General features: G+C 46.2%; 12 protein-coding genes and 1 pseudogene. 7 read left to right on the top strand and 6 right to left on the bottom strand.

What is annotated here, in order from left to right; genetic code table 11:
• The first annotated feature begins 172 nt into the window (after positions 1–172).
• The gene (locus L691_RS0114790) at positions 173–1,033 is read left to right on the top strand and encodes an alkaline phosphatase family protein (protein ID WP_025691258.1); all 861 of its coding nucleotides are present in this window, start codon (positions 173–175) and stop codon (positions 1,031–1,033) included.
• A 98-nt stretch (positions 1,034–1,131) separates the two neighbouring features.
• Here the strand turns inward: L691_RS0114790 and bacA are convergent, their stop codons facing one another.
• Positions 1,132–1,950 carry an undecaprenyl-diphosphate phosphatase gene (gene bacA / locus L691_RS0114785; protein ID WP_025691257.1) on the bottom strand — a complete coding sequence of 273 codons (819 nt, stop codon included), beginning with the start codon at positions 1,948–1,950 and terminating at the stop codon, positions 1,132–1,134.
• A 477-nt stretch (positions 1,951–2,427) separates the two neighbouring features.
• Here bacA and L691_RS29010 point away from each other — a divergent pair.
• A pseudogene (locus L691_RS29010) lies at positions 2,428–2,922 on the top strand (C40 family peptidase); the annotation flags it as partial.
• Between the two features lie 185 nt (positions 2,923–3,107).
• Here the strand turns inward: L691_RS29010 and L691_RS0114775 are convergent.
• Positions 3,108–4,472: a sensor histidine kinase gene (locus L691_RS0114775; protein ID WP_025691255.1), complete on the bottom strand. Its 1,365-nt coding sequence runs from the start codon at positions 4,470–4,472 to the stop codon at positions 3,108–3,110.
• A complete protein-coding gene (locus tag L691_RS0114770; RefSeq protein ID WP_025691254.1) occupies positions 4,469–5,167 on the bottom strand; it encodes a response regulator transcription factor in 699 nt (232 codons plus the stop codon). Before L691_RS0114770 ends, L691_RS0114775 begins: the two co-directional genes overlap by 4 nt.
• 337 nt (positions 5,168–5,504) lie before the next feature.
• Here L691_RS0114770 and L691_RS0114760 point away from each other — a divergent pair, with 337 nt between their 5' ends.
• Positions 5,505–6,080, top strand: a complete 576-nt coding sequence (locus L691_RS0114760) for an undecaprenyl-diphosphatase (protein WP_025691253.1) — start codon at positions 5,505–5,507, stop codon at positions 6,078–6,080.
• Positions 6,081–6,547: 467 nt separating this feature from the next.
• Here the strand turns inward: L691_RS0114760 and L691_RS0114755 are convergent, their stop codons facing one another.
• Positions 6,548–7,441: a cation diffusion facilitator family transporter gene (locus L691_RS0114755; RefSeq protein ID WP_036737155.1), complete on the bottom strand. Its 894-nt coding sequence runs from the start codon at positions 7,439–7,441 to the stop codon at positions 6,548–6,550.
• A 229-nt stretch (positions 7,442–7,670) separates the two neighbouring features.
• Here L691_RS0114755 and L691_RS31355 point away from each other — a divergent pair, with 229 nt between their 5' ends.
• Both L691_RS31355 and L691_RS0114750 read left to right on the top strand, forming a co-directional pair.
• A complete protein-coding gene (locus L691_RS31355) occupies positions 7,671–8,057 on the top strand; it encodes a YmaF family protein (RefSeq protein ID WP_084654165.1) in 387 nt (128 codons plus the stop codon).
• Between the two features lie 116 nt (positions 8,058–8,173).
• On the top strand, positions 8,174–8,959 hold the full coding sequence (locus L691_RS0114750; protein ID WP_025691251.1) for a polysaccharide deacetylase family protein: 786 nt from the start codon (positions 8,174–8,176) through the stop codon (positions 8,957–8,959).
• 16 nt (positions 8,960–8,975) lie between these two features.
• Here L691_RS0114750 and L691_RS33580 read toward each other — a convergent pair whose 3' ends face one another.
• Both L691_RS33580 and L691_RS0114740 read right to left on the bottom strand, forming a co-directional pair.
• Positions 8,976–9,080, bottom strand: coding sequence for a YjcZ family sporulation protein (locus L691_RS33580; protein WP_232229192.1), 105 nt, complete (start codon positions 9,078–9,080; stop codon positions 8,976–8,978).
• Positions 9,081–9,148: 68 nt separating this feature from the next.
• Entirely contained in the window at positions 9,149–10,315 is a 1,167-nt protein-coding gene (locus L691_RS0114740) for a DUF116 domain-containing protein (RefSeq protein ID WP_036737164.1), read from the bottom strand.
• A 535-nt stretch (positions 10,316–10,850) separates the two neighbouring features.
• On the opposite strand from L691_RS0114740, the gene L691_RS0114735 reads away from it, so the two are divergent.
• Both L691_RS0114735 and L691_RS29005 read left to right on the top strand, forming a co-directional pair.
• Positions 10,851–12,083 (top strand): nitrate/nitrite transporter, encoded by a 1,233-nt coding sequence (locus L691_RS0114735; RefSeq protein ID WP_025691249.1) that lies wholly within the window; start codon positions 10,851–10,853, stop codon positions 12,081–12,083.
• A 34-nt stretch (positions 12,084–12,117) separates the two neighbouring features.
• Positions 12,118–12,943, top strand: an 826-nt coding sequence (locus L691_RS29005; RefSeq protein WP_036737154.1) for a molybdopterin-dependent oxidoreductase, incomplete at its 3' end; no start/stop codon positions are given.

The raw sequence follows: 12,943 nt of genomic DNA, 5'->3' as shown, positions 1-12,943 counted from the left end.
GGCTGGGACAGCTCGTTTTTTCTAATAAAGTTTTGAGCATGTAACACCGATAGCTAGTTGGTTTTGTCGATAATTATGTTAGGCAGCGGTGACGACATTCTTTAGAAGATTTTAATAAATGGGGTTTAGAATATAACATGTTCCCAAGTCTATATGCGAAAGAGGAGGAAATATGTTTAAATCCAAAATAATGATGGCGTCCATTGCGATATGTACTTTATGGGCAAACTCGCTGGCGTACCCTACTATTGGAAATGTTGCTCTTGCAGCTCCTGATTCACAATCTGCCAGTGAGCATATTGTGATTGTCGTCGAAGAGAACCATTCCTCACAGAGCATTCTAAATAATCCCAAGGCTCCGTACATAAACAGCTTGGCCAAGCAAGGGCTCAGTCTTACCAATCATTATGCGATTCAGCATCCGAGCCAGCCGAATTATCTTGAATTGTTCTCCGGCTCCAATCAAGGTGTAAATGATGACTTGTCTCATAAGCCAACTAACCATGCCAACTTAGGCTCTGAGCTCATTAATCACGGATATACCTTTGGAGGCTACTCCGAAGGTTTACCCAAAGCAGGATACACTGGTCCTTATGATCTAAAAACAAAATATGCAAGAAAGCATAACCCCTGGGTAAATTTCACCAACCTGCCAGCCAGCATCAACATGCCTTTAACCAGCTTCCCCAAGGATTACAATCAACTGCCGACCGTCTCATTTGTCATTCCTAATCTGAACAATGATATGCATGACGGCAGCATCAAGACAGCGGATCAGTGGCTTAAAAATCATTTGTCTTCCTATGTTACCTGGGCTTCCAGCCATAATAGTATTCTCATCGTAACTTGGGATGAAGACGATATGAGCAAGCATAACAAAATACCGACAATCATTGTCGGCGCCAATGTAAAGAAAGGATCTTACACGGTGAAGACGAATCATTACTCTGTACTGCGAACTATTGAAACCATGTATGGTCTGAATGCTCTCGGAAAAAACCGGAATGCTCAGCCCATTAACATCTGGGAGTGAAAATCTCTTTAAAATAAAACGGCTGATCCTCAGGCAATGTGAGTGATCAGCCGTTATGTTTATCCGCGCAGGCATCAGACGCTGCACAACATTAGAGTTTAACTCATCAACAAGTAGATCAAGAATACTACAGCGAGTCCAAACCGGTAATAGGCAAATGGTGCGAGCTTTAGCCGATCGAGCAGCTTCAAGAAGGTGATAACAGCCAGAAGCGCAACGATAAAAGATACGAGAAATCCAGTAATGAAGACCCCGGCATCGGCTGCCGTTAAGGTATGGTAGCTCTTCAGCAGTTCATAACCGCTCGCGGCAAACATCATCGGGATGGCAATTAGGAAGGAAAAATTGGTTGCGGCTTTGTAGCTTGCTCCAGCCAGCAGCCCTCCCGCAATTGTCGCTCCGGAACGTGAGAATCCCGGCCACAGAGACAAGCATTGGAATAAACCAATGGCGATGGCCTGTCTATAGGATAGCTGATCAATGCTCTTTGCCCGCACCGTGGTCTTCTTCTTTTGACCTAGCAGCATAAAGAATCCGCCCAGCACAAGTCCCGCAAGCACAGTATAAGGAGAAAATAAATACGTTTTGATAAAGGAATGCAGGATGAGCCCTAGCGCCATCGCCGGCAAGCAGGCAAGTATGATATGGATCAGATTCAGTTTCTGCTTTCCTGCCGTATCTTCATTGTTCGATTCGAAATTGCTTAAACCCAGTAAGCCGAGAATCCGCCGCCAGTAAATGACGGCCACAGCAAGAATAGCTCCCAGCTGGATAATGATTTCGAAAGTGTCGGCTTTTTCACCTTTGAATCCGAGAAGTTCTCCAGTCAAGATGAGATGGCCCGTGGAGGATACCGGCAGAAATTCCGTGATCCCCTCCACAATGCCTTGAATAATAGCAATAATGTAATCGTGCATATTATATGTAGCTCCTCTCTGCTAATGATGAATAAACCGCTTCATATCCTTCCCTTCGCCACAAATTCCATATCTACTCCCCCCGCAATATAGACTAAATCGTAAATCTAAATTGCCTGTGAACAGACCCTTAAATAATTCTTAACTCCTCGTCTGGGCATAAAAAAAGCCAAAGCAAAATCGGCGAACCTCTGCTCTGGCTTTCTATTTGACTTTCTTTATCGTATGCCTCGGATATCCAAGTTCGTATACTCTAATGTAAAGCCCAAGTATAAACTGGTCATGAATCAATTCTTAACGATTTATTAATTTAGACACTGTCAATAAGAAATAGATATAAAAATTCTCATCGTACTCTAAAAAAGGCAGAGAACCCTTGCCCGCACAGCAATACTCCAACTCTTGGAAATTTATGTGAAATTTTAATGTGCTAAGGTATGTTCAGGTGATCACCCAGATAACAACAGGAGGTAACATATGAATAAAATTCACAGCAAAAGACGTTTACGCAACTTGAGTATTGGAGTCACCCTGGGTGTAGCTCTGCTCTCAGCGGGGACAGGCTTTTTGGATAACACCAATACAGTTTATGCAGCTACAGCTGCGGCTTCTGCTACTGCGGATCAAGTCATCTCAACCGGCCTGAAATATCAGGGCGTTCCTTATCAATTCGGGGCCAAGTCCGGAAGAACCGATGCATTCGACTGCTCCTCTTTTACACAGTTTGTATTTAAAGAGAACGGAGTGTCCATTCCCCGTTCTTCCAGACAGCAGTCCACTGTCGGAACGTTCGTACCAAGGGATCAGCTTCAGCCTGGGGACCTTGTATTCTTCTATTCCCCTATTCACCATGTAGCCATTTACATGGGCGATGGAAAATTGCTGCATACGTTCGGAAAAGGGGGCGTTACCATCACGCCGCTTAATACAGGCTGGTGGAATTCCCAATACACAACCGCGCGCCGGGTCTTACCGGACGGACAAGCTGCCGTGAATCCTGTACAGGACAGCAGCACGGCAGCAGCTTCTCCCGCTGCTCCTGCCCCTGCACCATCCGTTAATCCTCCTTCCGATCAAGGGGACAATAATGGAGAGCAAAACGAAAATTAATAGTCCAATAGACAAGCCGCTTCTGGTATATTGCAGAGGCGGCTTGTTTATTCCCAGACGGGATGTAATATCGGCAGTTCCACAATAACCTCAGTTCCTGTACCCTCGCGGCTCTCAATCCGAATCCGTCCCTGATGCTCCTCCACAATCGACTTGGCAATGGGCAGGCCAAGACCTGTTCCCCCAGTCTTTCGGTGACGAGAGCTATCGACACGGTAAAAACGTTCAAACACATGCTTCACCTCTTCCGGGGGAATTCCGATTCCGTAATCCTTAACGATCAACTGAACATTACCGTCCTGTTGGGTTATATGTAATTCGATTGGGGCTGTGCTGTATTTCAAAGCATTGTCCAGCAAAATAGTCAACAACTGCTTTATTTTACTGTGATCCGCTTGGATCACCATTTCTTTTTCCCTTGCATGTAGGATTAATTTTCTCGTGCTTAACTGCCTGAAGTGGGCAATCACCTGTTTACAGGTTTGTATGAGGTCGACCGAATCCAACATGAATTGCCTGCCTTGCTGGGAGGAAGCCAGGTTCAGCAGCTGCTGGGTCATCACTCTCATTCGTTTGGTTTCCTCGTATATGGACTTCACGGCTTCCTCCTGCACCTTAGTATCATAGGCTCCCCAGCGTCTGAGCATGTTCGAGTACCCCTCTATAATCATTAGAGTCGTATTGAGTTCATGGGAGGCATCGGAGACAAACTGCTGTTGATTCCAAAAGCTCTCCTCCAGCCTGTCCATCATCCGGTTAAACGTCCCGGTCATTTCATAGAGCTCATCTGCACTTTTTCCTTTATAGGGGATCTTCTTAAAGTTGAGACTGCGTTCAATCTCCTTCATCGTTCTTATGCTGGTCGAAATCGGCTTAACGACTGTGCGGGACAGCAGGCTTCCACCCAACATACAGACCATGACGGCTCCGAAGGTGGTGAAGGTCAATATCGTCACAAGAATATGAATGTTGGTCTCCAAATCATCTAATCTCTCTGCGATTTCAAAGCCGAACCTGGTCCCGCCCGCAGTCTCCATCGGAATATAGACCATAAGTATTCTTTCATCGTCATGCTTGAACAGTCTAGCGCTTGTAGTTCGGCTATAAATAACCGGCACCCCGTTCAAATTAAAATCAGCGCCATTTGAGATGATGCGTATGGAATCGGAACCGGGGACGGAAATTCGAATGAGCGTATCTTCTGTTAATGAATTGTAAAGCAGAGCGTTCCGGGCCTCACTGCTCATAGATTTCGCGTGTTCGATAATAGACTCCCATTTGCTTAGGAGCAATTCCCCCGCATTTTGGCCGGCAATCTTAATGAATAACGAATACACTATAATGTCTACGCACAATAAAATGACGATCAGCAAAAGAGAGGTCAGTAAGGTGATTTTCGTTCCAAGCTTCAATCTTCCTCCTCCTTGATGCAATATCCGATACCGCGCACCGTTTTGATCAGCTTGTTCTTGAAACCGGAATCAACCTTTTTTCGAACATAAAGAATATAAACATCGACTACATTCGTATCCCCGACAAAATCAAAACCCCAGACATGATTAATAATTTGTTCCCGGCTCAGTACATGGTTTTTGTTCTCTGTCAAAAAAACCAAAAGATCGAACTCTTTGGGGGTAAGCTCGATCTTTTGTCCTTCTCGGGTCACCTCTCTTGTATATTTATTAATGACCAGATCATCGATTTGGATAAGAGACGGTTCCTGTACCGGATTTGGCATATTGCTGCGAAGCCTGATATTTGCTCTAATTCTAGCCAGCAGCTCCTCTATTTCAAACGGCTTCGTAATGTAATCATTAGCCCCCTGATCTAATCCTGCTACGATTTCGGAAGTGGTATTCCGGGCGGTTACCAGAATTACCGGAGTAAATGCATCTACTTTTCTCAGTCTTCGTAAGACTTCCACACCGCTCAGTTCCGGAAGCATGATATCCAGAATAATGAGGTTCCAGGTCTGACTAAGTGCTTTCTCCAATCCCTCTCTGCCGGTTTCGGCAATCTCAACATGGTAGCCCTCATAAGTAAGCTCCAACTCCAGAAGCCGTGAAATTTTGGTTTCATCATCAACGACCAGTATGGACTGTTCCACCTTCACTTCTCCTTTTCACCCGTGCTTACCTAAAAAATGGACAGAAAACTACCCGTTTTGGAGTAGTATCCTGTCCACGTTCATTTATTATTCATGAGCCGTTTCCGCATCCTGCTCCTGATGGTTGTTGTCTGTATCCGAAGCATCGGATTTCGTTTGCTCTTGACCATCCGCAACTTCGCCGTCCCCGTTCGACACGGCTTGCCCGGTTGTCAGTGCAGCGGATTTAACTGGATCAGTGGTTCACGAAGCACTTCTTAACAATTTATTAATTTAAGAAATCATTAATATTTGCGGACTATAATACTGAAATATTAATAGTAAGGGTGAGAGACTTATGAACTATCAGTTATTTCAGATTATTAACGGGTTTGCCGGGCAATGGGATTGGATTGATGATTTAATGGAGTTTTTTGCACAGGATATTGTATGGCTAATGATCGTTATGCTTGGCGTTTTATGGTTTACCCATAAGGAACAACATCAGCGGTCCGTATTCTACGCTTGTCTGTCCGCCGTGATAGCCCTATTATTAGCAGCTATTTTGATATCTCCCGAAGTCAATGAACCACGTCCATTTGCAAACCATATTGTGCATCAGTTGATTCCGCATAGTGCGGATACTTCCTTTCCAAGCGATCATTCCACGCTCGCCTTTTCACTCGCGTTCAGCCTCTTTTTCGTAAACCGGAAATGGGGAGCAATTTCCTTAGCAATGGCGTGCTTGACTGGATTCGCTCGTGTGTATGTCGGTGTACATTATCCCGGAGATATTGCAGGCGCAGCCGTACTATCCGCTCTTACCAGCTTTTTGGTTTATGAAATGCGCTCCCGCCTAGATCCCGTTCCCAACTTGTTAATCCGAATTTATGACAAAATCATATCCGTACTGCCTATCTTATCCCGAAAATAATTTGACCTCGATCGGTTCAACAAACCCGCCCCGCGGACCGCGCACAACGGCTGCTGAGGCGGGTTCCTTTTTTTGGTGGTGATGACCGAATCCCGGAGCAGTACACATAATAGTAATTTGGATAGTGATGCGCAGTTGTCCCTTTCAAGTTCTATAATCCGAGAATAATATATTGCGTACCTATATTAATGGTAGAAAGGGGAAATTGAAGATCATGTCATCATTCCGGAAAAAAGCCAAATTACTTCGGGGAAAATCCGTACTGGTTTCAACCACGGGCAGTACTTTTACAGGAACTCTTCTGTCGGTTGGTACGGATTTTCTTATCCTTAGCAGCATCATTAGAGGGCGCAGAAGAAGACTCATCATTCGGTTGGCAGAGATTATTCTGCTTTCTAGATTACTCCGCTAACGAGATCCGCACACAAAAGCCAGGGGAGAATTCCCCTGGCTTATTTGGTGTATCCTTACCTGCTGTAATGTTCTATGCTCTTACCCGCCAGCCGTTCGTGCTCGGGCTCGACATGAATTAATACTTGGGCATGATCAAATTTCATTTTGATAGCCTGTTCAATCTCATCGCACAGGTGATGCGCGGCTTCGATCTCCATAATGGAGGGTACCACAAGATGAAAGTCTACATATTCCTCCGGACCTGACCGCCGCGTGCGAAAATCATGAACTTCAATGTATTTTTCTTTATATGAGTGGATGACACGCAGAATTTCTTTTTCTTCTTCTTCGGTCAAACTGGCATCAAGCAAAGGAGGGAATGATTCCTTCAGCAGCTTATATGCTTCTCTCATAATATAAAGGGCCAGAATCATTCCGATAATAGGGTCTAAAATGGTCCAGCCTGTTACGGTAACCAATAATAAACTGACTGCAACCCCCAAGGATGTGAACACATCAGTGAGCAGATGTAAGGAATTAGATTTCATAGCGACAGAATGATTCTCTATTGCTGCCTTCTGTACTCTTCTTGCAACCATATAATTAATCCCCGCCCCCACAACCATTACGATGATTCCCAAAAAAGGAAGTTCAATAGCTGTAGGGTTTAATATTTTATGGACACACTCATAAATAATCCATATCCCTGCTGCAAAAATAAGCAAGGTTTCAATGGTTCCCGAAATATTCTCCATTTTTCCATGTCCATAAGGGTGGGTTTTATCTGCGGAACGGCTAGAAAAACGAACCGAGAAAAAAGCAATCAAAGAAGCAGCCAAATCTAAGGATGAGTGGATCGCTTCAGAAACGACTGCTACAGAGCCCGTTACAATACCAACAATGAGCTTTAGTACGACGATAAAAGTGTTGCTAAGCACAGATAAAAAAGCAGTTTTTGAACCATTCAAACCTAACACAACCTTTTTTCATATTTGGCGGATTGTACAACTTAGCATGACCAATCCGTCGTTTTATAGATATTACCAAACGAATACGCTGTGGGTCTAGGGCAACCTTTTTACCGGCTATCAGTAAATTGTTGTTTCGTTTTATTTTATGGGTATCAGCCGTTTCATGGTTCCTGATTCACCATAAACTAATTTCATAACTATACTTCGCTTGACGAAAGGAGCCGCAATGAAAATTCCTGTTACTGGATTTGTAGTGGATTCTGGAGATGACGATGATCAACATTCACACAAGCTTTATATAACCTCTTGGAATGGCTGTCCAATCCATGTCCATGCCTTTTCTGGTGAAACCTCTATAGATGACGGACATTGTCATGAATATGCCGGTTGTACTTCTCCTGCCCCTACTGGTGTGCCTCATGTACACAAATATCATACCGTTACATCAGTAAATCAACATCATACCCACCTCATTCAGGGAGTAACCGGACCAGCCATTGATCTTCCTGGTGGCGGACACTATCATAAGTTTGAGGGATACACGACAATCAACGGCAGTCGTCCTCATTGTCATGCCTATTGCGGGAAGACGGGTAACGAAATTAGCAGGTAATAAAAAATGCTCAAAATAAAGGACGTACCCTGATACTCTTTCAGTACGTCCTTTAACGCATTTATGAATAATTCACCTTGTCCATAAGCACTCTAATAATAAAAAAGGTGAATCGAATGAGAACAGGCTTGCGAATGGTTGCCGCATCACTTGCGCTTCTACTATGCTTAACCAATACCGCTTTAGGCCATCCCGCCGTAAAAAAGAACCGGCAGTACTACGAACAACGGGGAGACATGATCTGGGAGGTACATACCAACCAAAAAGTCATCGCATTGACCTTTGATGACGGCCCGGACCCCTTGGAGACGGAGCAAATTCTGGACGTGCTGAACCAGTATGATGCCAAATGCACCTTTTTTGCCATTGGAAAGCGTCTTGCCTCTTACCCTGACGTAGCTAGACGGGTTATTGCCGAGGGGCATGAACTGGCGAACCATACTTACAATCATGTTTACTTTAAAAAGCCTATTTCCCGGAAGCAGGTTCAGAAGGAACTGGAATTAACGGAAAATGAGATTATTAAAATCACGAGCAGACACAGCAAGCTGTTCCGTCCGCCGGGAGGAATGTACGATGAAACCTTGATAAACATCTCCAACAGCATGGGCCTAAAGCCGATTTTATGGTCCTGGCATCAGGATACGAAAGACTGGAACTGCCCGGGGGTGTACAAGATTGTGAACAAGGTACTACGCAATACGCATAATGGCGACATCGTGCTTTTCCATGACCATGTCCACGGACAATCACAAACCAGACAAGCTCTCAAGCTTATTTTACCTGAGTTAAAAAAGAGGGGCTACCGTTTTGTTACGGTATCGGAATTGATACGCTTATCTGAGCATTCGATTTCCGCCGATTGTGAAAAAATCCGCCAGCTTGCATGCCGGCGGAAGTGATACGGGAGTAGAGCAATTAGAAAATGCAGGCTTTCAAAATAATAACCAACAGGATAAAGAGAACCAAGATCGCATTTGCCGACGTAAAGCCGCCATAGCCTTTGACTCCATAATCGCTCATGGATTAACCCTCCTTTGTAATTTGATACAATTTTAGGATATGCAAGCTTTTTATGAATTCTTGGGTATTCAGGAATCGAAGTACTGCCCGGTCTTCAGAATTTCTTCTAAACGGTTCAGATCAATAGTCGTCCTGATACCCTTTGGATGCCAATGCTGGATGCAGCCCGAATAATGGAGCAGCACACACTGGGGCTCATATCCCATTTCTTTCGCTTTATATCCTCCTGAGATGAGATTCAGCACGCAAGCAATGCCAACAATCCCCACCTCCCCCTCCCGGATGCGCCGATGTCCGAACGCCGTGGAGGCATGCGGGATGATCACCACTTTACAGCCGTACTTTTTAGCCATAGCCGTGATGAGATTAACCTGACACACCTTGGAACAGCTTCTGCACAGATACCCCTCTCCTTCTTTTACCGCTTTGCAGGCTTCACTTGATTTATGCCGCATGCAGACGGGAAGGAACACTCTCTTGTCTTTGGTTGCCGAGAAGCCGCTGCGAAACGCCCGGTTCATGATCTCCGCGCCCACCATATTCAAATGATATTCCACCCGTTCACGGCTGCAGAAGATCCGGTTTTCTTTCCATTTCAGCCGTTGACGGTTGTTGACAATATAAGCATCTACCCCAGGCGTGTAGCATCCCAGCCGCTCCCTGCTCCTCCGTTCAAACCAGAAGCCGAGCCGTTCAGCTCTTAACAGCATGTTTTCGCTTTCACTTGGCAGCTTACTGTTCAAAAACTCCAACCAGACCGCCAAGCGTTTGCTCACCGGCCCAAATTCTCCGCTTGCCCGCAGCCAGCCGATCAGCCTCCTAAATAGGCTTAAATTAATCGAGCCTGCAAGCCTTCTGCTTCTTGCCAAGACGGTTGTTCCGGCAATCCCCTTCAACCGGTCTACCGCGATTTTTGCACCTGCACTTCGGTTTCTCATACTGTAAAGGGAGGATAGCAGCTTGCCCATACATACACTTCCTGCCGCTGCCCTTCGTCCGTATACTCTCCACAGCACACCAATCATAAGGAACTCCAGCGCATACACTGCAGAGTCGAACGGCTTCAGATTATTTTCTGCAACGTAACGGCCAAAATCTTCAATAGTCTGTTCTTCTTCTTGCATCCTTTCCATGACCTCATCGGTAAAAGCGGCCGCATCCGCATAATATTTATCCGTATCCCCACTGTCGCCGAATAAGGAGTAGGTTAACGTCTCTGTAGTTGTCCCACTCACCCGGATCACCCCCAGCTTATATATAGTCAGTAACAATGTACACTGTTCCTACAAGCTAGTACGTGTGATTAAGGAATGCGTTTCCAGATAATGCATGTCAGTTTACATACCGTATGGATTTCGAAAATATAATAAAACAACATGGACATTAATTATTTAAAATTTTTATGTTATTATTATTGACATTGCTTCAAAAGCAAATTATATTGGCATTATAAGATTTTTAGGCGGCACAATAGTGTGTCAACTCAGGTGCAGAACAGTCGATCCGCACAATGCTGTGGCCGGATGGATTGTCGTACTGCTATTCTTACAATTTATATGTCAGTCACAATGATGTGGCTGCATTGGCAACGGGGCCGATTAACGAAATCCGCAGTTTTGCGGGTTCTGTCAGTCGGCCCTTTTTTGCCATGCATGTACTCTTACAAGGAGGCGATGTTAGCAGCAACAGCAGCAAAACTCGAACAATCCGCGCCAACCCGCAAGTCCCCAACAAATCAGCGGTTTATCCATTAAAAGGAGGAAGTTACAGATGGAAGCAAAAGGTTTTCGCAAGGCCGGTCATTCCCCGAGTTTATTGTCAGCTTTTTTATATTTTGATGTAAGCTTTATGATTTGGGTGCTGTGCGGAGCTTTATCGCTCTACATAACCAAGGATTTCGGTCTAACGGATACCCAAAAAGCTACGATGGTTGCGATTCCGATTCTGGGCGGTTCGGTGTTCCGGATCCCGATGGGAATATTGGCAGACCGTATTGGCTGTAAAAAAGCAGGCCTTACCGGAATGGGCCTTACCCTTATTCCTCTTCTGTGGGGGTGGCTCGGCGGAACCAGCCTGCAGGAGATTCATATGATCGGCTTCCTGCTCGGCTTCGCGGGCGCAAGCTTTGCCGTATCGCTCTCCCTGGCCAGCCGCTGGTACCCCCCGCAGTATCAGGGACTTGCAATGGGCATTGCCGGAGCGGGCAACAGCGGAACGGCCTTGGCCACCTTTTTCGGGCCGCAGATCGCCCAGGCTTACGGGTGGCACAATGTTTTTGGCATCGCCATGATTCCGCTCATTCTGGTTATGATCGTGTACGCTATTTTGGTTAAAGACGCTCCGAATGCCCCTGCGCCTAAACCATTGAAGAATTACCTCAGTGTCTTCAAGCATGCGGATACGTGGTGGTTCTCGATGTTCTATGCCATTACCTTTGGCGGTTTTGTGGGCTTTGCCAACTATGCGAGCATTTTCTTCTATGATGTGTACGGCGATGGCGCGCATCCCGGCGGTTTAACCAAAGTACAGGTAGGTTACCTGGTTACCATTACCGTCGTTGCTGGCAGCTTCTTCCGGCCTCTCGGCGGATGGATCGCGGACAAAATTGGCGGCATGCGTCTCCTCGTGATTTTGTACAGTGTGATTTCCGTGTGCGCCTTTGCTATTGCTACCATGCCTTCTTCATTCCTTGTGATGCTTCTTTATACCAGTGTGATGATGGCCTGCCTTGGTATGGGGAACGGATCGGTATTCCAGATTATCCCTCAGCGTTTCTCCAGTGAAATTGGAGTTATTACGGGAATCGTCGGCGCCGCCGGAGGTTTGGGAGGATATTTACTGCCTACGTACGTTCTCGGCCCGCTGAAGCAATCCACAGGCTCCCAGGTCACAGGATTTCTCGTTGTAGGTTCCATCGTATTATTGACGACGCTTATTTTTTACGCGGTAACACGTTCCTGGAGAAAAACTTGGGCCAAAGCGGAATCCGGGGTCAATTTCTAAAGATTAAAGAAAACTTCGGTGGGGGTGAATGTACATGACAACGAAAAAAGTAAAAAGTGTCTGCCCTTACTGCGGCGTCGGCTGCGGAATCATACTTGAAGTATCCGGTAACCGCGTTGTCAAGCTCACCGGAGATAAAGAGCATCCTACCAATTTCGGCAGACTGTGTACGAAAGGCAGCACTGCCGCCTTAGCTATCACTGAATCGGGGCGTATGGAATATGCCTACAGCCGCCAGGTCCGAAAGGCTCAGCCAGTTAAAGTCGGTATGAATGAGGCCATCAGCGATACGGCCAAGCGGCTCCGTGCGATTCTTGACGAACACGGCCCGGACGGGCTCTCCTTCTATGTCTCGGGTCAAATGTCGCTGGAGGCCCAATATCTGATCAACAAGCTCGCTAAGGGCTTCATCCGGACCAATAACATCGAATCCAATTCTCGTCTTTGCATGGCGAGCGCGGGCATCGGCTACAAGCTTTCACTTGGAGCGGATGGGCCTCCGGGATCTTATCAGGATATGGATACCACCGATTTGTTCTTCGTGATCGGAGCCAATATGGCCGACTGTCATCCGATTCTGTTCCTCCGGCTGATGGACCGGGTTAAAGCGGGAGCGAAGCTGATTGTCGTCGACCCCCGCCGTACCGCTACCGCTGAGAAAGCGCATCTTTTCATGCAAATCAGGCCCGGAACGGACCTCGCCCTGCTTAACGGCCTGCTGCATCTGCTTGTAAAGAACGGCCATACAGACCCGGCCTTCATCGCCGAGTTCACATCGGGCTTTGAGAGCATGCCTGAATTTCTGGAAGATTATCCGCCGGACAAGGTGGCCGAGATTACGGGTATCCCGGAGGCGGATA

The sequence above is a fragment of the Paenibacillus zanthoxyli JH29 genome, from assembly GCF_000520715.1.
In the GTDB taxonomy this organism is placed as follows: Bacteria; Bacillota; Bacilli; order Paenibacillales; family Paenibacillaceae; genus Paenibacillus_AQ; species Paenibacillus_AQ zanthoxyli.
This window is presented reverse-complemented; position numbering and strand designations above follow the sequence as displayed.